This window comes from Aquiflexum sp. (assembly GCF_041751335.1).
GTDB lineage: Bacteria > Bacteroidota > Bacteroidia > Cytophagales > Cyclobacteriaceae > Aquiflexum.
On the sequence record NZ_JBGSXS010000439.1, the window covers coordinates 1 to 22,349 of the forward strand.

Here is a 22,349-nt window from a genome sequence, read left to right on the forward strand (position 1 = left end):
CAGCCGTCATTCTGAGGTACGAAGAATCTCCAGAGGTCCTATTTATGTTTATAATACATTTCCTGATCCTCGAGAGACCCTTCTCCCGATAGCCATAGGGATCAGGGTGACGGCAGCTAAGAAATCTGTCATTGGTAGGCACGAAGAATCTCCAGAGGTCCTATTTATGTATATTTTAATCAATTGCGGATCCTTTTGAGACACTTCCTTCGTGTGGGTGACGGCAGCTACGAATTCCTTCATTGGTAAGAGCACTTCTCATACCTTTATATTTAGAAATCCTTCTATGCAACGTGGCAATCTCTGTTGGATATAGGAGTCTAATGACGGAAATTTTTCAAACCCCCAAAAGAGGTTTTTCCATCCAATATTGTCTGCTAAAATAAAACCGGTAGGGCCATCCTTTTTCTTTTAATTGTAAAGGGTGGTAGACTAATGCTTCCTTGGAGCCGAGTGCATCATAAAGCCTTTGGTCATCCGTAAGTATTGCCTCTGCATAAATCCCCTTTTCTCTCAATGCCAAATCCATTAAAGTGGATGGTGCATATCTATCCAACTCAAAACCGCCATGAGAACCTTGGATTTTGTCTCTTAGAGACCAAGTGTTGTCAAATCTGTACATAGGCGCTGCAGGAATATCCAAAGATTCCCCTTTGCTGACGTTTTTGACAAATTCAATATAGTCCCGCAACATACAAACACCTTCATTTTTCAACTGGTCTGGATTAAAATCCTTTGATTTCAAGCTGGTCACAACAGTGATTTTGTTTCTGGCCCTTGTGATGGCAACGTTCAAGCGATTGATACCTCCTTTTTTGGAAAGCATACCAAAATTGGCAATCAATTTACCTTTCTTATTTTTGGCATAGCCTATACAAAGAATCACCCAATCAAATTCATCCCCTTGTACATTTTCAATATTTTTAATGGTCAGTTTCTCACTTTTGATATCTTCTTCTCCATTTACCAAATCCTGAATCAATTCCATTTGGAAAAAATTAAAAGTAATAACACCTATTGAAGATAATGTACTGTCAATTTGAATTCGTTTAATTTCCTCAATCACAGCCTCTGCCTCTTCCATATTGGTTTGTTTATCCCAAATTCCTTCCACTCTAATTAATTTAAAAGGAGATTCATTGGAGTTGACGAGATCCATTTTTGCAAGCATCTTGAGTCTGTTTTCATAGAAATGGCTATTTGAAAAATGAATCAGAGCAAGCTGAGCACTTCGGTAATGACCTTGTAGCCAAAATTTCTGAAAAAATCCAGACGCCAGTTCCAAAAGAGATTCTGTCTCTGTTTCAATTCCTTCATCCTCAATATCCAATCTTACTTGATACAGATCAAATGGACGCAATTGATTCGAATCTCCTGCTATGACCGTTTGCTTTCCCCTCAACATGGCTGGAAGCCCCCGTTCGACATAACACTGGGAAGACTCATCAAAAATCACCAGGTCAAATGACTGTTTTAAAGGGAAAAGTGCAGAAACAGTTTCAGGTGATGCCAACCAACAGGGGATCAGTTTAAAGATTTCATCCTCGAATGACTCAACGAGCTTTTTGATACTCCAAATCTTTTTCTGTTTACTCACTTGATGGCTGAGTTCCCGGTAGGTTAGCAGATTATTGAGCCTATTATATTCAAGATTTTTATAAGTGAATTCTCTGACGCGAATATCAGCTATGTATTTTGACAGTTTCCATTTTTCAACGACAGCATCCATTAGTTCCTCTTGCATGGTGAGCGTCCTGGCAGTTACTACATCTGTCAATACAGGATATTTGGTTTCAATATGGCCTATCCAGCTCATTTTAAGCCCAGAAAGAAAAAGCGCTTTAAGTTCCTCGAAACCCCTCTCGGGATAAGTGGTCAGCAATTTATCCATTACAGCGATATCCTGTGTCTTCAACCTCTTTCTCAATCTATCAAAGTGCACCATCTCATCAAAAATCCGAGGCACTTGATCTTGGATAATTTCTATTCCTTCCTCCAAACTCTGGGATATCAAATGTTGGATCTGAATTTTACTCAGGTACAAAGACCAATATGGCATCTTCTTTTCCAACACTTGTAGATGTTGGAATACTTTATCCAACCTTTTCATGAAATCTTCACCCGATGAAATATTCAATTTCAAAAAGCTGCTTAACCCACCAAGGTCATTTGTTACATATTTCGCCTTTACAGCTTCTTTGTAAACAGAAGAAATATGATTGAAAGTCGAATAATCAAAAGGTTTATCGGGAAGTTTAATCCAATCTTTTCCATTTAAAAGGGTAAACTGATGGTTGAGATTCATCCTGTTTTCCAGTTTTTTGATCAGGATTTTCACCCCATAATTACTGTTTTCCAGTTCATTCAAAATCAACATTCTATAAATTGGAAGGAATCTTTTAGTTTTCCAGATCAAAGGGAAATGTTTTCTCCAACCCTTTTTCCTAGCTAAAAACTCAATGGCTAATTTCATAAGCCCTTCTGCTTCTCTATCAGGACTATTCCACTCTACACCTTCGTCTGAAAGCAAGGATTTGATTGCATCAAGTTTGTGTTCCAGCCACAACAGATCAATTTCTGCCTTTGGAATAGCCTTCAAGGACCAAAAACAATTTAAACTTTCTTGATGGTGCAACAAGTGTATGAGTTCATCCAACTTGGATTTCTGTTCATAAAAAGAAAATAAAAATGATGGATCATATTCCTCCAACTTTGAAAAATCTGTTTCAAAATTTTCCTTTAATGCCCCTATTTCAGAAAACACTTCCTGAATACGTTTCGAAACTGCCGGATCAAATCCACTAAAATCCACCCGATGCAACCAAAACGATTCCGAGTTTTGGTATTTCTTGTAGTATTGCTCATAATCTTTGAAATCCCGCAAAAAATCATTTACTCTTCCTGCATGAAATTTCCGGTAAAATTGGTTCATATCAAAGGACTCATCTGAAAGCTTTGAACTCAAATACAGCTCTTTTACAGGGACCCCACATTCTTCGGTATTGAATAAAGCTTTTTTTAAAGAGGTAAAATAATCCGAATTATAATCTATCAACCTGGATATTTGGGCAAACTTTCTTTCAAGCTGAATGGCATCTATTCCTCGGTTCAGTTCTTCATAGTTATCTATTGACCTTATCTGGTTGAGGATTTTTTTATATAAGTCTTTTCTGTCGGACCTGAAATCATGTACCAATGCCAAAAATGCTCCGAACCCTTCATTAGCCATCCGATTGAACACCACATCCAATGCGGCTCTTTTTTGGGAAACCACCAATACCTTTTTTCCCCTAGCAATGTAATCAATGACTAAGTTGCTGATCAATTGTGATTTTCCTGTTCCAGGTGGGCCTTCTATTACACAGGATCTTCCCTCTCTGACGGCTTTGATGACCTCTTCCTGACTTGAGTCTACCGGGAAAACGGTGTAAAGTTGATCTTCTCTGATCGGATTGGGTTGTAATTCTTTTGGAGCAAACCATTGATGAAACAGGCTTTCCAGATCAGGAAGATCATGCTGAAACATCAACTGCTCATAATCCTGAATTAAGAAGCTGGTTTTTTGTGAAAACTGACCTAATACTGCATAAGGTTTGAGTTGTAGTTTTCCGATTTTCAACTGTTCTTCGTCAAGGCTCCTTGAAGAATCTGGAAATGATTCCAACTTATTTTCATATAGCTCTCTTGAGAAATTCAGTGAAAATTCCTGATCAAGAAACACATAAAGCTCATTTCTGAATTCAACTGAATCAGAAGAAAAATTTTCCATTGGATTTTCTTCCCCAAATTTATTGGGATCCTTTCCAAAGGCCTGTGAATAAGCCAATAAAAATGCTTTGTTCAAAAAAGGACTGTCTCCATTGCTTCTGGTCCAATACCAATGGTTTTCCTCGGCTTTGAATTCCACTGGAAAAAACATCAATGGACACCTAATAACTTGGCCATTAAGCATCTTTCCTTCCACAAAAGGCCAGCCTATATATAGACTTTTTTCTCCTGTTTCAGCTTCTGCCAATTTAACCAAGTGCTGAAGTTTTTTAATTCGGGTTGAAAGTAAATTGACGTTTTTATCCCTTGGATCTGATAGGGGCAGAATAGGAAGTCTGGTTTTTTTACCAATAAGTTCCTTAATGTAATCAAAGGCAGGAAGATGGTTGACAAAGTCAAATTCCTTCAAATCAATCATTTGACCAGATATCAACCTTGAAAGATAGATGGATCTATTCCTACTGGAAAGATCTACCAATCGATTAAGGTATATCTGAAGGACATCTTTGAGCATAAGTGATTATTTGAACGGAGAATCTTTTTCCTTTGCCATGTGATTGTAAACAACTCCATCCATGATTCCCGGAATCCATTTGTTTAAAAATACGGCTAATTTCCCTTGTCCTGTCAATACAATATCTCTTTTTCTGGCAACTGTTGCTTTTAAAATTTCCTTGGCTACTTCCTCTGAAGTCATCATTTTATTTTCCTCTCGTGGTGATTCTCCCTGTATTGTCCCATCGGCTTTCAGCGCATTGTTTCGGATATTGGAAGCAGTAAATCCAGGACATGCCACCAACACATGGACACCCCTTTTCATCACTTCAGTTCTTAAAGATTCAAAAAAACCATTCATGGCATATTTGCTCGCTGTGTAGGCCGTACGGGCCGGAGTTCCTCGATAACCATTTATAGAGGAAACACCAACAATACTTCCCTTACTTTTCAATATATGGGGAAGACAAAATTTAGTAGCATAGACAGTCCCCCAAAAATTGGTATCCATCACCTTGTGAAATACATCAAGTTCTAGATTCTCAAAAAGTGCCCTCATCGATATCCCTGCATTATTGACCAATATGTCTATGCTACCATAATTCCTGATGGCCTCATCAGCCATCTTTTGGTTATCTGCCATAGATGCTGCATCAGCCAATACTCCTACTGCTTCTATACCTTGATTTTGTAACCTGTGCAATACATTGTCAAGCTTGACCTGAGAACGTCCTGTAATAAGAATTTTTGCACCCTGAGCTCCAAAAACAAAAGCGCAAGCCTCTCCTATTCCAGAGGTTGCGCCTGTTATAATTACCACTTTATCCTTTAATTTCATTTTTAATCGGTGATTTCACCCTAAAGATAAAAATTTAGGAAAAAGTCCCTCCCTAATCGAAATGTTTTTAGAGTTTTTTAAATGATTTAATGGTTTATCCGCTTCTTTGCCAGTAACCGAATAATCATTTTGCCATGGTTGGAAGTCAGATGTCCGAAGTCCGATGTACCGGACATTTAAGTTTCCTGGCGAGAATTATAATAATTTACCATTTTACTGCATCATTGCGTACATATATGAATAATTTTTATATAAATAGCGAATTTTTTAAATACAAGTAATTTTGTCAGATGCCTAAAGATTCCAAATAAACCAATGGATTTGGATTCAATATCCAATATCTACAAATATCCACCAATATCTTACCTAGGGCAAGAACAAATCTCATTCCTGACAAAAAAGCAGGTAACCCCAATAATTCTCAATCCCAAATGACCTTTGGAGATTTATAATAATTAAGCCCCATAGCATCCCACCTTCTACCATGCAATTTTATCCTTGTACTGAAAGATTCCCAACTTCTGAGATCTTTGGCTGTCCAGGCAATTTCCGCAATGGCAGGTAATCGTGGGAATGTTAGAAACTCCATGTCTTCCCTACTTTTAAGGGTTTCAGCCCACAATGGGGCTTCTACACCAAGGATATTTTCTCTTTTGATGTTTTCATTCAATTCGGTAGGATCCCAATTATAGGCATCATCCAATTCAATCAAAGCCGCCCAGATATATCCTATTTGTGTGGTGGTATCGTATTTCATATCCAAGTATGCCTTTTTTGAAGGAGATATCAACACTTGTGCACCTTGTTCTATGGCCATCACCGCATTTTCTTCCACCGCCCAAAACTGGGCAACACTACTGGGAAGCAATTTTGCATGTGCCACTTCATCCCATCCCATGGTTCTCTTGCCGTATTTGGTGACCAAGTCCTGTGCTTTCTCTATAAAAGGAATATAATCCTCCATTTCTGTCACATGGGATTCATCTCCTCCGATATGGATAAATGGGCCAGGGGTGATTTCTGCCAATTCCCTTATAACATCTTCGACAAACTGATAGGTGATAGGCTTGTTGGTCGCCAATGTACTGAAACCGACTTCCGTCCCCGTGTACAAGGGAGTTGCCATTCCATCCACACCTATATTGGTTCTATCGTAAGTTATAGCACCTTTTTCAGGGACTGTAATTCCGGGATTCAATTGACCGTAAGCAGCAAGGGCTGAATTTGTATGTCCCGGCATATCAATTTCAGGAACAATTGTTACAAATTTATCCTGAGCATATTTGACTATCTCTTTGTAATCCTCTTGGGTATAAAATCCCCCTTCGCCTCCACCAACTTGAGTACTACCTCCAATAGTGGTTAACAGTGGCCATGACTTGATTTCTATCCTCCATCCCTGATCATCTGAAAGGTGAAGGTGAAGGTAATTAATTTTGTAAATCGCAATCAGGTCAATCAGGTGTTTCACATCTTCCACCGTAAAAAAATGTCTCGCCACATCCAGCATCATTCCTCTATAAGCATATTCCGGTTTGTCTTCAATAATTCCTGCGGAAATAGAAAAGCGATTGTTTGTACCTTTTATTTCCTCTCCATCAGATGGAATCAACTGCGCAAAGGTCTGTGCAGCATAAAACAATCCTGCAGGTTTCGATGCCGTTATTCTGATCTGATTTTTATTGATATCTATTTTGTAGGCCTCATCCTCCAATCCTGAGCTTGAATTCAATTCAAAAATAATAGCATCTTCCTGTTCTTGATCCGCGGAACCGAGATTTAGACCCGTCAAGTGAAATACGCTACTTTTGAAATTTTCAGTAATTAAAACTATCTGTGATCGTTCACCTATGGTTACAATTTTTGTGTTGCTATTAATCGAAAATATTCCTTCACTTTCAACCACAGAGGTCGGTAAAGGAATTATGCTGTGTGTACTTAATGGCGCTACTTTTTCCTCCGAACAGGACGAGAAGCAGACTGCTATCAAAACCAAAAGAATTGAGGAAAAACATTTAGTTATTTTCATATATTATGGTGGGTTTGTCATTTGATTAAGCTATAAACTTAATTAAAATTTTTAAATAAGATTTAACCATTTAATAAATTGTTTGCCTAATAATTTAACCCTTCCATTTATCCCGTTTATTTTCCTTTTTTCCTAATCAAAAAATAAATCAGTCCAAAAACCGATTTTTTAAATAAATTGAATTTTCGATTTGACATAATTCCAAAAATCCTTGAAACAAGAAACCTGATGAAAAAAGAATCACTAAAAGAAAAAGATAATTCCAGAAGGGATTTTATCAAAGCCTCCGCAACTGCTCTGGCAGGATTTTATTTAGTCCCAAGACATGTCTTGGGAGGTCCGGGTTTTATTGCCCCATCGGATCGTTTGAGGGTTGCAGGTATAGGTGTTGGAGGAATGGGAAGCGGAGATGTAAGAGGAGTCTTCAACAGTGGGAAAGCAGATTTTATAGCCTTGTGCGACGTGGATGATTCCAGAGCAAAAGGAAGCGTAGAAGCGCATCCAAAAGCAAAGTATTACAGGGATTTCAGAACCATGCTTGACAATGAGCATAAAAACATTGATGCAGTAACCGTCTCTACTCCCGACCACATGCATGCCATTCAGGCTTTGGCTGCGATGCAGTTAGGAAAGCATGTCTATGTGCAGAAACCGCTTACCCATGATATTTATGAAGCCCGAATATTAACTGAAGCTGCCGAAAAATATAAAGTTGTCACTCAAATGGGAAACCAAGGTTCATCAGGTGAAGGCGTAAGAAAAATGGTGGAGTGGTACAATGCAGGATTAATTGGTGAAGCTACCAGGGTTTGGAGTTGGACTGACAGACCTGTATGGCCACAGGGTATTCCTTGGCCAAGTGACCAAGCTACACCTCCGGCAGATTTGGACTGGAATTTATGGTTGGGCACTGCTCCATACAAAGATTTTGTTCCCAATCTGATTCCATTCAATTGGAGAGGCTGGTGGGATTATGGTACCGGAGCTTTGGGAGATATGGCCTGTCATATCATGGAGCCACCTTTTAGGGTATTGGGATTAGGTTATCCTGTATCTGCTGAGTGCAGTGTAGGTTCAGTATATGTAGGCGAATTCCAAAGAGGCTATTTCCCGGATAGCTGCCCTCCGTCTTCCCACATTACTTTGAGATTTAAAAGAGAGGGAAAGGAAGACCTTAGCTTCCATTGGATGGATGGTGGGATTCAACCATCAAGACCTGAAGAGTTGGGACCAAATGAAATCATGGGTGATGGGGGAAATGGCGTCATCATAGAAGGCACCAAAGGAAAGATGATGTGCGGCACCTATGGAAGAGATCCAAAACTGCTGCCAACATCTTTAACAGAGGAAATAAATGTTCCCCAGACTTTATATCGGGTACCAGAAGGAGATAGAGGGCATTATAGCAACTGGGTGGACGCTTGTATCAGTGGATATGGAAGTAAAGCGTACGATCAGTTAAGCTCACCATTTTCTATAGCAGGACCTTTAACTGAATCGGTCTTGATGGGAAATCTTGCTATAAGAAGTAATGATTATAGAATGCCAAGACCTGATGGTTCTAATAGGTTTGATTATCCCGGTAGAGGAATCAAATTGATTTGGGACGGACCAAATATGAAAATCACCAATTTTGAACCTGCCAATCAGTTTGTGAAGAGGAAGTATAGAGAGGGATGGAAGCTGGGGTAAGGATGAGGGATGAAGGTAGATTTTAGATTTGGGGATTGTGAATGAAAAAAGTGTCAAGAAAATTAAGGATGTGACACATCTATCACCCTTCTCCCCTCCTACTCCTCAAATCCCAAACCCGCTGCATTCAACAGCTTCGCATAGGCTGCTTTTCTTCTCCCTGCCAGGTCATTGAGGGTAATCTGTGCGTTGATCAGGCTGACTTCTCTAGCATTGACAAGGAAAAGTGAACTTTCACCGATATCAAAGCGAATCATTTCTCCATCCAATAATTTTTGCAGTCCGTTAACATTGTTGAAAAATACCACTAATTGTTGTTCCACTGTTTCAAAATTAAAAATCTCGCTTTCAAGTTTGGTTTTGAGTTGAACTAATTTCAAATCCCTTTGGTGATTTTGAAAATCAATTTTGGCCCTTGTTAGTCCCAATTCTCCCCTTTCTCTTCTCAAAAATAAAGGCATACTAAAGGTTAACCCCATTTTATAATTGTTTTCGAGAAATGGTGAATTGCCAAATTGATTGAAAGTTTCAGATAAGAAGTTGTAATTGACTTTCAGTACAGGTAATAACATGTTGGATTTAAATCTCCGCTCAACCATCAAAGACTCAATGTCAAAATCTGTCAACCTCAGGTCAGGATGAAGCAGTACATATTCCCTCAAAGATTCCTTACTGTAATCATAGACCATTTCATTGAGCACATCTTCCGGAAAAGTAGACTCCAATAATTCCACAGGTTCTTCATTCTGATCCCATAGAAAGGTATTTACAAACTGAGTTGACCGAAAAAACTTGATCTGAGCTGTCTGCAACCTATAAATCCTGTCCATCACCTGTGTATATGCCTCCACAGTATCAATAGCAGGGAAATCTCCTTGGATGTAACTTTCTTTGACCATTTCGAACCTTTGTTCTGCGAGTTCCACCCCTTCCTGCAAAATAACTACATTCCTAAAATCTGCAGCCCAATTCCAATAAGTCTCCGTCGCGTCAAGGTAAAGGTCATTGAGAATCAATTGTCTTTCGGCTTTGGTAGATTCAACATAAATCTGAGCTTGTCTCAGCGCCGCTCTTCTCCTGTCAATCAATAAGCCTTGGGCAACATTAACAGAAGCTCCCAAAGCAATCAGACCATCATCAGGCACTTCAAGTTCAGGATTCAACAATGAACCTGTATTTTGTTCAATAAGCCCCTTAAGTTCTACTCCTGCCCAAGTAGGAACGACTATACCTGCTTCCCTTTTGTCAAAGTAATTGGTATTCTTAAATCGTTTTCTATCATAATCTGCATAAACAAAAGGATCAAACCCGCCCCGAGAGGCCCGTAGTTCCTGTTCCCCAAAGCGTAAGGTAACTTCAGCCTGTTTTGCTACGGGATGATAATCTCTCACCCATTCCATATATTCCGAAAAGGTAAGTATTTGCTGACCATAGGATTGGAGGCTAAACCCTATTGCAATTAAAACAAATATTATACGCATCATTTACCTTCTTTTCTGTTTTCAGCCTTTTCCCTGGAAGTATAATAATCTGGCGGGAAACCGTTGAGCTGACGCCATATTTCATACCACAATGGGACATCATTGAGTAAGGAGATTCCGTCAGCACCTGAACCAATCCTCAGGGCATTGGGCCATGGCTGCTCTTCTGGATCTTCCACAACCAAGATCCTATAATTGCCATCCGGGCTCGAAAAGTTATCTATTGCCTGAACCACTCCACCAAAAGTACCATTGGTAATCTGAGGCCAACCTGAAAATACAATCGCGGGCCAACCATCAAAAATAAACCGTACTTTATTGCCTATTCGTATTAATGGAAAATCTACTGGGGCAACATACATTTCTACTGCCAACTGGGCATTACCAGGGAGAATACTGATAATTTCCGCACCTTCTTTAATTGTTTCACCTATACCAACCTGAATCGCACGGGTAATATATCCTTCCTGAGGGGCAAGAATATGTCGGAACCCGGTCCGAACTTCATAATTAGCATATTGATTTTCCAAACTAGTAGCTGTTGCTTCAGCATCATATTGGGAAGACATCGCCTGATACATATCAGCACTTGCCTTAGCCATTTTGTCTTTGAAATCATTATCTATGGCATTCATTTCTATTTGGGCAGCTATCCTCGCATTGATACTTTGTAAAAGGCTATTTTCAGATGCAATCAATCCTGTCTGTACCTCCTGAAAACGAAGTTCTCTTTGTTCAAAATCGGTAAGAGACCTCAATCCTTCTTTATAAAGACTTTCGGCACGCTTTAGTTGGTCAACACCTACTTTGAAATTTACCTTGGACTGTTCAAATCTGATGCTGTCAGAAGTCACCTGCAATTCAGCCATTTTCAATCTATTTTCGGCCTGCTCTATTCTGAGGACATTATTTTCTTTTAATGCCTGAATCTGTACTTCCAAAGCTTTTACTTTTTCAAAATAGGATTTTGCAGAAAGATTTTTTGCATCTACCTGCAGTCTAGTCCTGTCTAAAAGCAATGGGTCAAAATAATCGTCTTTGATTTCAGATACCAGCAATACCGTATCTCCTTTCTGAGCATATTCACCTTCTGCCACGTACCATTTTTCTATTCTACCTGCAATGATGGAGTGGACAGTTTGTGGTCTTTGGTCAGGCCTTAAAGCCGTTACAAAACCTTTCGTCCTCACGTTTTGAGTCCACGGTAGAAAAAGGAACAAAAAAGTCCCAATCAAAAACCACAACAATATCCTAATTCTCTTTTTACTTTCATCTTTGGGAATGGTCATCCCAAAACTTTTAAAGCCTTCAAAAGAGAAATCGGTGCCTATCTTATTCTTTGAAATACCAATCATCTTATTGAGGAATTAATTTTTGATATTGTTTATAAAATCTTCACTACTACCGTCAAACACCAGTTTTCCCATATCCAATTTCAAAACTCTTGGAAATTTTTTTATCGTGTCATCATCTTCCGCCATCATCAAAACTGTCCATTTTCCATTGAGTATATAGTCCAAAACCCTTTCTTTCTCTTCAGGGTCTAAATAAGTTACCAAATTTTCAAGGAGTAAAGCCTTTGGGAGATTTACAAGACACCTTGCCAAAACTATCTTGCTGATGATTGCTTTGCTAAGATTTTTTCCCTCGGGAAGCATAATCGTATCCCAATCTTCCGGGAGTAAATAGATGTATTCCTTTAAGCCCACCAATTCAATGATTTCCCGCACATGGGCATCTTCGACTTCTTTGTGCAAGGTAATATTATCATAAATACTGCCATGAAATACCGACTGATGAGAAAGACTGTCCCCAATAAATCCCCTCAACCTTTCAAGATTCATAGTGTCAATCGGTAAGCCATTTACTATAATACGACCCCTGTAGTCACTAAATAAACCTGAAATCAAATACATCAAGGCACTTTTCCCACTTCCACTTTTTCCAGTTAAGATCACCTTCTCCCCTGGGTTCAGCTCAAAGGAAACATTATCCAATACGTCATTAACAGAAATTTTCGATTTGAAGCTAAGGTTTCTAACCTCAAACTGAAGACTCTCGTTGTTGGTATTTAAAGATTTTTCTGTTCCTTGTTGTCTTTCCATTGGGAGATCCATGATCTGACCAATTTTTTCGGTGGCTGTCAGTGTGTCATAAACAGCATCAAGAGAAAGGATAATCTTTTCAACAGAACTTACAATTAAAATTATGATGACTTCCGCGGCAACAAATTGACCAATACTAATTTGATTATCTATCAACAACAAACTACCTACTACCAACAAGGTGGTTACAATTAAAGCTTTGAAAGCAATCATTACTTTGTATTGGAAGACAAGTACAGCAAAGTGTTTGTTTCTGAAATCCACATAAGACTGCAATATTTTGTCTATGGTGAAAAACGGTAATTTTGAATTGCCAGCAAGCTTGAACGTCGCCATTGTTCGGCCTATTTCTTCTAACCAATAAGCTGCCTCATATTTTTTGGTAGAAACCTTAAGGTTTGTTTCCATCCCTTTGGGACTCGTATAATAGAAAATCAAAACAACTAAGAAAATAAGCAACAAACTGAAAATCAAAAAGAAAATATTATACACGGCAAGCAAAATCATTCCAAAGAAAATCTGAACCATGGCAAACGAAAAATCAATAAGGATCTTGGAAACACCTTTCTGAAGATTTACAGCATCAAAAAACCTGTTTACAAGTTCCGGGGGGTGTTTATCCAGAAGTGCATCAAGTTTCAGTTTTGGAAGTCGGTAAGCGAAACTGAAACCAACTTTCGTGAAAATTCTCTGTTCAAGTTTTTCTGTCAGATACAATTGGGAAATCTGCAAGAACCCTCCAAATGTAATCCCAACTGCTACCACCAAAATCATAATCAACCAAGCCGTACTGACCCTTCCTCCAAGGACAAAATTGACGATCGCTTGAATTCCCAAAGGATAAATCAAAGAAACTGCACCATTGAGTAATGAATAAAAATAGATGGCATAGACTTCATTTTTTTCCTCATTTAAGAGCCTAAGAAATCTTTTAAGAGGAGTTATGGTATATTCAATTTTCATTTTCTATGGTTTTGAAAACTAAGTTGTGGAAAAAGTCAATTTTTTTGTCATCACCAGGCTGATGTTCTGTCAATCCGGGAAGATGCTTGGCATAATAAGACTGCATAAAACTTGATTCCATTACTGTTGAAACCAAAGTCTTAGGATATTCAAAATCCGGATTAATCTCTAAAATGATTTTTGAAATTCTCTCTCCAAGCTTGTGATAATGGTTGAAGAAACCTTTTTTATATTCTTCATCAACTTCTTTTGTCATGAATGCCTTGGCTGCCTCATCAGTCAACAGCACTTTCAAGGTCAAAGGATCAATAAAATCATTTTGAGTAAATATGGGGCCTTTTACTAAAATTTGAATGGCAATTTCCAGTTTTTTTCTTGCATCAAGTAAATTGGCGGTTCCAAAAACCACATTCTGTTCCAAATATCCCCAATACCAAGAAGTCAAAAACAGTAACAGTTTATGTTTGTTTTCAAAATATCGATAAATAGCTGTTTCAGTACAATTTATTCGGGCCGAAAGCTTTTTGAAGTTGAAATGCTCAAATCCCAATTCAATCATCATATTCACAGATTGCCGAATAATTTCCTTTCCCAAATCGGAACTTAAAGGATCTTTGAGAAATATATCCTCATTAATATCCACCCGTATTTTCTTTAGAATGTTTTCCATAATTTGGGAAATAATAAGCTGATAACGGTATTGATTTATAAAAAGTTTATACCGTTGTAGAAAAAGTTTGTAATGCACACTTTTCAGTGTTCAGTTTACAGTAGGCCGTTTGCAGTTTACAGTCACAGTGAGCGGTATTCAGTTGGCAGTATTCAGTGTTTAGTTTACAGAATTCAGTGGGCAGTTTGTAGATTGCAGTGTTCAGTTTACAGTAGGGAGTTTGCAGTTTAATTTTCATTTGGAAGTAGCCAGTCACTATTTATGGACCCTGCCTAATGAACACCGATAACTGCCAACTGAGATTGAACACTTCCAACTGAGACTGAACACTGCTACTGAAAAACCTACCTCTTCATATACCCATCCCTAATAGTCTTGAATTCAGAACCCTCTTTCCAATTTGGCCAATCAGTACTATTGGACAACTTTTTACCTACCTCATATAAAAGCTGTATATCGCCCAGCATGGCTTCATAATCCCAGTTTTCGGGATCATAATTATCAGAAGGTTTGTGATAAACCGCTGAGTTATATTTTTCCTCAAGCTGCTTTCCGAATTCTTTTCCGCTTTCTACATGGTCTATACCGATACCAAGATACAAAGCTGGAATCCCGATTTTGGCAAAATTAAAGTGATCAGATCTAAAATACCAACCAGCTGAGGGTATAGATTCCCCGACACTATATCTTCCGGTCTTTTCGAGTTCTACATTCAAAATATCTTCTAACTCGGACTGCCCCATGCCAATGATAGGAACGTCCTTCATTTTACCATAAGGATTTAATCCATCCAAATTGATATTGGCAACTGTTTTTTCTTTGGGAAAGATTGGGTTTTGGGCATAATATAAAGATCCCAATAATCCCTGTTCTTCTGCTGTCACCGTCAAAAACACCACGGACCGTTCCGGTTTTTCAGCATTAAAAGCTTTGGCCAATCCTAAAAGTGCAGCTGTTCCGCTGGCATTGTCCCATGCACCGTTGTAAATACTATCACCCGTTTCATCAGGAGTACCTATACCCAAATGATCCCAATGGGCAGTGTAAATTGTATATTGATCGGGATATTTAGTTCCGGTGACTTTGGCTATCACATTTTTTGAAACATTGTATTCAGCCTCGACCTCCATCGAGGTACTGGCCGTTAAATTCATTTGAATAGCCTGAAAATCAGATTTTTTGGCTTTTTCAAAAAGATCAGTCTCATCCAAACCTGCCATGGCAAACAACTGACCTGCTACAGGCTTGGTAATCCACCCCTCAAACATGGCTTGATAGGTTGGATTATTTCTAATATCTAAGGAGAGTCTAGAAGTGTTCCAGTTATTTTGAATAACATTGAAGCCATATCCTGCGGGACCTGTTTCATGAATTATCAAAATTCCCAATGCACCCTGTTTCGCCGCTTCTTCCATTTTATAAGTCCATCGGCCATAATAAGTCATCGTATTGCCCCTAAATAAAGTGACATCTTCCGTACCATAACCAGGATCATTGACCAACAACACCACAATCTTACCATTGACATCTATGTTTTTATAATCATTCCAACCATACTCCGGTGCTACAATGCCATAGCCGGCAAAAACCAATTCAACTTCATCAATTGTCAATAATGAATCTGTACGTTGGGTCCAGATCACGTAATCTTCCAAACCTTTTAATTCAATCTTCTTTTCTTTGGATTTGATGGTCATAGAAGGTGCAGGCTTTGAAAATATCGAAACCATGGGCACCTCCTGAAAATAACTATCCCCATTACCAGGTTCAAGGCCCAAATCGCGGTAGGCTTGTTCTAAATACGCTAAGGTTTTAGTCTCCCCTTCGGTAAAAGGTTTCCTACCCTTAAATTCATCCGAGGATAAATGAATGATATGCGATTCGACATCTTCCTTCTCGATTTGATAGGATGGTTTCTCAGAAGAATTACATGCCTCAAATATTAGGAGCGTAATCACTGAAATGGGAAAAAACAAATTGTTTTTCATCTTTAAATTCAAACTTGGTTGTTGTTCAAAAGTAATCAAAATAGTGCTATTTAATTCTAATTACATTTTTTAACACGGAATATGTTGTTAAAACCAACTTTGAGATTGGGAAAATGATTTCAAGGCTTTAGCTTTACTTTTACTTGACTCAAATCGCAGATGCAAAAAGCTTTAAAAATAATCCTGTCCTTGGCCATTATATTGGCTATTGTATATATGCTAGGTCCTAAATCTAAAGTAGAAGTTCTGGATGGGGACTACCCTGAAGTTCCTACAAGACTAAACCAACTTTCTGAATTTATCAGATTCAAAAACGATACAGTTAACGGATTAAAACCTGACAATGAGGCCAAAATAATCTGGGCCGATAGTCTCAATAAAAGCAAAACTCCCTATTCCATTGTATATGTCCATGGCTTTGGGGCAAGTGAGAAAGAAGGACATCCTGTCCACAGGGAGGTTGCCTCCCATTTTGGAGCAAACCTTTATCTGATCAGACTTCCTGAGCATGGCATTTCCCGACCCGATGCATTCAAACATTCAACCGCCCAAAAGTTGGTTGATGAAGTAAGGGAGGCTTATATGGTAGGTAAAAGTCTTGGAGATTCAGTGATCGTAATAGGAACCTCTATGGGAGGGGCTTTGTCTTTAGTCCTTGCCTCAGAGCGGCCTGACATGAAGGCCTTGGTCCTGTATTCTCCTGCAATCATGGAATATGGCGGTGGATTGGAGATATTTTTTAAACCATGGCTGTCTTATTTGGCTGAAAAATTCCAATATGAGAACGGTGCCATTATCAACAACCGGAAGGGTGAAAAAGCTAAATACTGGTCCCGAGAATATCATCTCAACGGATACAGAAGTTTGGCGGTGTTGCTGAGAAGTAAGATGAACAATGAAACTTTCAATAAAATAAATACACCACTTTTTTTAGCCTACTACTACAAAAATGAGGAAGAACAAGATAAGGTGGTTTCAGTGCCCAAAATGCTGGAAATGTTTGAACAGGTAAATACCCCCGATAAACTCAAGGTCAAAAAGGAATTTCCCGAATCAGGAGATCATGTCATCGCATCTGATATCACTTCTAAAGACTGGGAAGGGGTATTGAATGAAACCAATCGGTTTTTGGAGGAGGTAGCACGAGTTCCCGTTCCTGAAAAAGAACTTGTACTTGAGGAAATATAAATTGACCTTCTTTGAAAAACTAAATAAAAACCCCAGCGTCCCAACAAGCTGGAATAAAACTCTTGATTTGCATCGAAGAATTTCCCAAAATATTCCAGTTTTCCAGATTAGGGATAGCATATTCAGCACCTACTCCCAAGGATATTCCTTGACCGGCATTCACCTTTTGAGACTGACCATTTGTGAAAGTTATCGTAGCGACTTCATCGCCCCCAAGTTCCAAGGCTCCACCTATCAAGAACCTCAATGGCGGGCTACTTTGTGCAAACGAACCATTATAAACTCCTCCCATAATTAGGAAAAAGACTAAAATTATTTTTCTCATAAAATTCATAATTAAGTACGAAATTTAGAGAGAAGGGTAAGCAAAAAAAATAGACCAAATGTTAATTATTTGTTAAGTTTTAAAAAATTTAGTTTTTCTAAAATTGATTGCATTCATAGGTTAAGTTCAATAAAATTCTGAACCACAAAAGTGTCGAAAGTCAACAAAATTTTTTGGAGTCAAATCGATTAATAACAAATTAATTATCCGAAAAATTGATATATTTAAATACACAGAATTCATGAATTCTTTAAAAAATTCCTTTTGTTCTCTTTTGTCTCTTTTCTGGTTCACATAAATAACACTAAAGCTTCAAAGCAACTTTTTCACCGCTTTTGACAGCCTTGAATATGGCATCTATGATTTTCATATCTTTCAATCCCTCTTCACCATCAACAGGCACAACCGGCTTTTTTCCATCAAATATAATAGCAGCCATTTGGTCCATCTGCGTGGTCTGATGCGTCACGTGTGGCATATCCAAACGGCCCTTGTTCGTCCAACTTTTAATCGGACCATATCCGGTTGATGGTTGCATTTCGGCAAAACCTTTATCTCCAACTAAGAAAAATTTATCCAAATAGCTGATGGCATAAGTTGAAAGGCAGGATGCTACCACCCCACTTGGGAATCCCAATTGAAATGTAATTGTCTCATCTACTCCCTCTTTGAATTTTACCGGATCAGTTTTCACCTCTTGGGCAGTGACCCAGATTGGTTCCTCTCCTACCATATATCTTGAACCATTGATGGAATATATACCAATATCCATCATGGCACCGCCACCTGCCAATTTCTTATCGAGTCTCCACTGTGTCGGGTCACCGATTTTAAAACCTGTAAGTCCCTGAAAAAATTTCACTGTTCCGAATTCCCCTTCCTTCCTCAATCTGATCACTTCCAAAGTGTTGGCTTCAAAATGCATCCTATATCCAATCAGTAAATGAACTCCTGCTTTTTTACAGGCATCGACCATCTCCTTCCCTTCTTTGGCATTGATAGACATGGGCTTTTCACAGATGACATGTTTACCCGCAGCAGCAACTCTCAAACATTGACCATGGTGCAGGGCATTGGGGGTGATAATGTAGACCGCATCGATATCAGGATTATCTTTGATGGCATCAAAGTTTTCGTAGTTATAACAGTTTTTAACAGGGATATTATACTTAGACTGCCATTCTTTTATTTTGGAAGGTGTGCCGCTGATGACTCCTGTTACTTTTGCACGCTTACAGTCTTTCATGGCCTCTGCTACCCTATTCCCATAGCTACCCAATCCCATGATGGCGACTTTCAATACAGGCCCGTCCTGCACATCCGGAATGTATTGATGCTGCTTTTCGAATGGTGTAAAACTAAAGGCCATGGGGAGAATACCTGCGCCAACAGTAAGTTTCTGTATAAAGTCTCTTCTTGAATTCATCGGTATAGGTTTAAGGTTTTTGGGGAGTTATTCATGTGAGAAAGGAAATTATGTTTTTTTCAGGTGGAAACAAAATGTATTAGTATAAGGGGATATGATAGTTCTTTGATTGGCATTAAAAAAAAAAGCACGTTAAAATCACCTCTTATAATTCTTGGACCAACTAGGAGGTTTTTGATAGTTTAAATAATATGATAGATCTTCTATTTAAAATTATTTTAAAAAAATTAATCAATAATTTTGGAATTTTAAACACTGTTCAATTATATTTGAGTGTCTAAAAAGCATTGATGGGACTAGTAGAAAGAAAAATACGGGAGAAGGAAGAACTCAAAGACAGTATTCTCAAAGCTGCAAAGAAACTTTTTCTTGAAAGGGGCTTTGAGAAAACCTCTATCCGTAACATTGCAGACGAAATTGAATATAGTCCCGGGATAATATACCATTATTTTAAAGACAAGAATGAGATCTTCCATGCGCTGCATACTGAAGGTTTTCAGGAACTCAGGAAACGAATGAGTATTTTATCAGCTATAGTGGACCCAATGAGCCGTTTGAGGGCAATGGGCAAAATTTACCTGGAATTTGGATTGACAAATGAAGATATGTACGATTTGATGTTTATCATCGAAGCACCGATCGACCATCTGGAAACCAGAGATGATTTATGTTGGTCCGAAGGAGACTCCAGCTTCAATCAATTAAGAATTACAGTCAAAGAATGTATGCAAAAAGGCCATTTCCAAGGCCATAGATTAGAGCCCTTATCATTTATGATCTGGGCGACAGTACATGGAATGGTTTCATTGAAAATCAGAAAAAGAGTCAATATCCTTGAAGTTTCTGAAGTTGAAAATATTGTTGAAAACAGCTATCAATCATTTCTGATGGTCTTGGATAAACTCTAGTATTTTTTTGACTATAAGTTAAACAGTGTTCAAATAAATAACAATGTAATAAATATGATTTCCTCTCACAAAAAATACATCCTATGGCTCCTTATTCTCTTTGGAATAATAATAGAAGGCCAAGCCCAGAAAATCCTATCAGAGTATGTTTCTGAAGGTTTGCAAAACAATCTTATCCTCAAAGACAGGAATATATCTCTGGATCAAAGCTTATTAGCGCTAAATGACGCGAAAAGCTTTTTCCTCCCAACAGTTGACTTTGGTGCCAATTATACCTTGGCAAATGGGGGAAGGGCAATAATTCTTCCATTGGGAGATTTATTAAATGGTGTTTATTCTACCTTAAATACACTGACAGATAGACAGGTCTTTCCTCAGTTGGAAAATGTAGAAGAACAGTTCCTACCGAACAACTTTTATGACGCCCGATTCAGGGTAACCTACCCTATTATCAATCCCGACCTGCATTTCAATAAACTCATCCGACAACAATCAGTCAAATTGGAAGAATATGAAATAGAAATCTATAAAGCCGAACTCGTAAAAAACATCAAACAGGCCTATTACCAGTTCTGTCTTGCCTATACCGCCAAACAGATTTTGGAAGAATCAAAAATACTGGTTGAGCAGAATTTAAAAGACAACCGGTCTCTTTTGGCAAATGGCAAAGGTCTACCTGCACAGGTACTCAGGGCTGAAAGTGAAGTGGAAAACATCAGCGCCCAATTGATTGAAGCAGAAAACAAAATGGCAAATGCTGCATATTACGTCAACTTTTTAATCAATAGACCCCTTCAATCCCAAGTGAGCTTTGAAATTCAGGAAATACAAGAACAGGAAATTTCAAGATTACTTCAAGAGGAAGATTATTCACAAAGGGCAGAATTGATTAAAATAGAAACAGCCAAAAACATCCGGGAAACTGTACTCAGAATGAACCGAAATTTTGCGGTTCCCAGATTGAACACATTTATAGACCTCGGAATGCAGGGATTTGATTTTGATTACTCTCAACAAAGCCGATATGCACTTTTTGGCCTGAATATATCAGTTCCTGTTTTTCAAGGTGGAAGAAACAGGACTGAAATCAATCGCACCAAAAATGAAATCGATGCAATTTCCTATAAAACAGAATTATTGGAAAATCAGATTGACATGTCCATCAGAACTGCCAAAAACAACATCAAGGCTGCAAGTGCTGCAAAACAATCTGCCGAAAGCAACTTTAAATCCGCCTCCTCTTACCTGAGGCTGATAGACAAAGGATTTGGGGAAGGTACCAATTCCCTGATTGAATTTATTGACGCAAGAAACCAATTTACTTTATCCGAGCTCAAAGTAACCATTGCAAATTATGGATTGCTGAGTGCTGTAGCACAATTAGAAAGAGAATTAGAAACATTGAAATAACATAACCATGAAACGTTTTATCCCAACCTTCCTACTCCTCATTCCTGGCATCCTAATAGTAAATGCCTGCGGAACTGATGGTAAAGCCATTAATAATGCAATTCCTCAGGGCAGTATCCCTGTCAAAATAACCTCCATAGAATTGTCTGAAAATAAAATGGACATTCAGGGGACGGGTCAGTTCACCACCGATGATGAAACATTACTATCCTTCAAGACAGGTGGAATCATCAATCAAATTTTGGTATCAGAAGGAGATTACATTAAAAAAGGCCAATTACTTGCCACCTTGGATTTGACAGAAATCAATACCGGGGTTGCACAGGCAGAATTGGGCTATGAAAAAGCATTAAGGGATTACGAGAGAGTTCAACGGTTGTTGGCTGATTCGGTAGCTACTTTGGAACAATCCCAAAACAGCAAAACAGCGTTGGACATTGCCTCCCAAAACCTACAGGCTGCGCAATTCAACCAGGATTATTCGCTGATAAGGGCCGTAAGCAATGGCTATGTGCTCAAGAAATTCGCGAATCCCGGCCAACAGATATCTTCGGGAAGTCCTGTTTTACAGACCAATGGCACTGGAAAAGGAAACTGGAAATTGAAAGTGGCACTGAGTGACCGTGATTGGGCCACTGTTCAGGAAGAGGATAAAGTTGAAATCACTACCCCCGTTCAACCTGACAAACCCTATCAGGCTCAAGTCAAAAGAAAAGCGAAAGTTGCGGATGCTATGACGGGTACCTATTTGGTTGAATTAGAATTTTCGGAAACAGCACCTGAGTACCTGGCAAGTGGCATGTTCGGCACTGCGATGATCCATTCCAGCACTAGCCAACCAACTTGGTATATTCCTTATGAAGCCATTTTGGATGCCAATGGTGGTAAAGGTTTTGTTTTTGTTACAAAAGACAATGAAACAGCACAAAAAATAAGTGTGGTTCTGGGCAGGGTTTATCCGGACAAAGTGCAGATAATCAGTGGACTTGAAGGTTATGATCAATTGATTGTTGCCGGAAGTGCCTACCTCAGTGACCAATCCTCCATCTCTATCCGGAATTGA

At 38.7% G+C, this 22,349-nt stretch carries 16 protein-coding genes; 6 read left to right on the forward strand and 10 right to left on the reverse strand.

Features of this window, described 5'->3' with window-relative positions:
* Window positions 1-199: hypothetical protein (locus tag ACEW8U_RS23025; RefSeq protein WP_373524404.1), on the forward strand; the 199-nt coding region annotated here is incomplete at its 5' end.
* 138 nt (window positions 200-337) lie between these two features.
* Here the strand turns inward: ACEW8U_RS23025 and ACEW8U_RS23030 are convergent.
* The 3 genes from ACEW8U_RS23030 to ACEW8U_RS23040 all read right to left on the reverse strand — a co-directional run bounded on the left by ACEW8U_RS23030 (window position 338) and on the right by ACEW8U_RS23040 (window position 7,130).
* Window positions 338-4,282, reverse strand: a complete 3,945-nt coding sequence (locus ACEW8U_RS23030) for an AAA domain-containing protein (protein ID WP_373524405.1) — start codon at window positions 4,280-4,282, stop codon at window positions 338-340.
* 6 nt (window positions 4,283-4,288) lie between these two features.
* Window positions 4,289-5,101, reverse strand: coding sequence for an SDR family oxidoreductase (locus ACEW8U_RS23035; RefSeq protein ID WP_373524406.1), 813 nt, complete (start codon window positions 5,099-5,101; stop codon window positions 4,289-4,291).
* 421 nt (window positions 5,102-5,522) lie between these two features.
* Window positions 5,523-7,130: a beta-N-acetylhexosaminidase gene (locus ACEW8U_RS23040; protein WP_373524407.1), complete on the reverse strand. Its 1,608-nt coding sequence runs from the start codon at window positions 7,128-7,130 to the stop codon at window positions 5,523-5,525.
* Between the two features lie 228 nt (window positions 7,131-7,358).
* Here ACEW8U_RS23040 and ACEW8U_RS23045 point away from each other — a divergent pair, with 228 nt between their 5' ends.
* Window positions 7,359-8,822, forward strand: a complete 1,464-nt coding sequence (locus tag ACEW8U_RS23045) for a Gfo/Idh/MocA family protein (RefSeq protein WP_373524408.1) — start codon at window positions 7,359-7,361, stop codon at window positions 8,820-8,822.
* A 98-nt stretch (window positions 8,823-8,920) separates the two neighbouring features.
* On the opposite strand, the gene ACEW8U_RS23050 is transcribed toward ACEW8U_RS23045, so the two are convergent.
* The 5 genes from ACEW8U_RS23050 to ACEW8U_RS23070 all read right to left on the reverse strand — a co-directional run bounded on the left by ACEW8U_RS23050 (window position 8,921) and on the right by ACEW8U_RS23070 (window position 16,029).
* The gene (locus ACEW8U_RS23050) at window positions 8,921-10,306 is read right to left on the reverse strand and encodes a TolC family protein (protein WP_373524409.1); all 1,386 of its coding nucleotides are present in this window, start codon (window positions 10,304-10,306) and stop codon (window positions 8,921-8,923) included.
* Window positions 10,303-11,658: an HlyD family secretion protein gene (locus ACEW8U_RS23055; protein WP_373524410.1), complete on the reverse strand. Its 1,356-nt coding sequence runs from the start codon at window positions 11,656-11,658 to the stop codon at window positions 10,303-10,305. Before ACEW8U_RS23055 ends, ACEW8U_RS23050 begins: the two co-directional genes overlap by 4 nt.
* 12 nt (window positions 11,659-11,670) lie before the next feature.
* On the reverse strand, window positions 11,671-13,371 hold the full coding sequence (locus ACEW8U_RS23060; protein ID WP_373524411.1) for a peptidase domain-containing ABC transporter: 1,701 nt from the start codon (window positions 13,369-13,371) through the stop codon (window positions 11,671-11,673).
* Entirely contained in the window at window positions 13,361-14,041 is a 681-nt protein-coding gene (locus ACEW8U_RS23065) for a TetR/AcrR family transcriptional regulator (protein ID WP_373524412.1), read from the reverse strand. The genes ACEW8U_RS23060 and ACEW8U_RS23065 overlap by 11 nt, the downstream gene beginning before the upstream one ends.
* A gap of 344 nt (window positions 14,042-14,385) precedes the next feature.
* Window positions 14,386-16,029 (reverse strand): M28 family metallopeptidase, encoded by a 1,644-nt coding sequence (locus ACEW8U_RS23070; RefSeq protein WP_373524413.1) that lies wholly within the window; start codon window positions 16,027-16,029, stop codon window positions 14,386-14,388.
* A gap of 159 nt (window positions 16,030-16,188) precedes the next feature.
* On the opposite strand from ACEW8U_RS23070, the gene ACEW8U_RS23075 reads away from it, so the two are divergent.
* Window positions 16,189-17,217, forward strand: coding sequence for an alpha/beta hydrolase (locus tag ACEW8U_RS23075; protein WP_373524414.1), 1,029 nt, complete (start codon window positions 16,189-16,191; stop codon window positions 17,215-17,217).
* Between the two features lie 19 nt (window positions 17,218-17,236).
* Here ACEW8U_RS23075 and ACEW8U_RS23080 read toward each other — a convergent pair whose 3' ends face one another.
* Together ACEW8U_RS23080 and ACEW8U_RS23085 are read right to left on the reverse strand one after the other, a co-directional pair.
* Window positions 17,237-17,542 carry a hypothetical protein gene (locus ACEW8U_RS23080; RefSeq protein ID WP_373524415.1) on the reverse strand — a complete coding sequence of 102 codons (306 nt, stop codon included), beginning with the start codon at window positions 17,540-17,542 and terminating at the stop codon, window positions 17,237-17,239.
* A 304-nt stretch (window positions 17,543-17,846) separates the two neighbouring features.
* A complete protein-coding gene (locus tag ACEW8U_RS23085; protein ID WP_373524416.1) occupies window positions 17,847-18,968 on the reverse strand; it encodes a Gfo/Idh/MocA family protein in 1,122 nt (373 codons plus the stop codon).
* Between the two features lie 290 nt (window positions 18,969-19,258).
* On the opposite strand from ACEW8U_RS23085, the gene ACEW8U_RS23090 reads away from it, so the two are divergent.
* From ACEW8U_RS23090 to ACEW8U_RS23100, 3 genes are read left to right on the forward strand one after another with little or no spacing between them, the layout of a single operon-like run.
* The gene (locus ACEW8U_RS23090) at window positions 19,259-19,876 is read left to right on the forward strand and encodes a TetR/AcrR family transcriptional regulator (protein ID WP_373524417.1); all 618 of its coding nucleotides are present in this window, start codon (window positions 19,259-19,261) and stop codon (window positions 19,874-19,876) included.
* Window positions 19,877-19,930: 54 nt separating this feature from the next.
* The gene (locus ACEW8U_RS23095) at window positions 19,931-21,286 is read left to right on the forward strand and encodes a TolC family protein (protein ID WP_373524418.1); all 1,356 of its coding nucleotides are present in this window, start codon (window positions 19,931-19,933) and stop codon (window positions 21,284-21,286) included.
* A gap of 7 nt (window positions 21,287-21,293) precedes the next feature.
* The gene (locus tag ACEW8U_RS23100) at window positions 21,294-22,349 is read left to right on the forward strand and encodes an efflux RND transporter periplasmic adaptor subunit (protein ID WP_373524419.1); all 1,056 of its coding nucleotides are present in this window, start codon (window positions 21,294-21,296) and stop codon (window positions 22,347-22,349) included.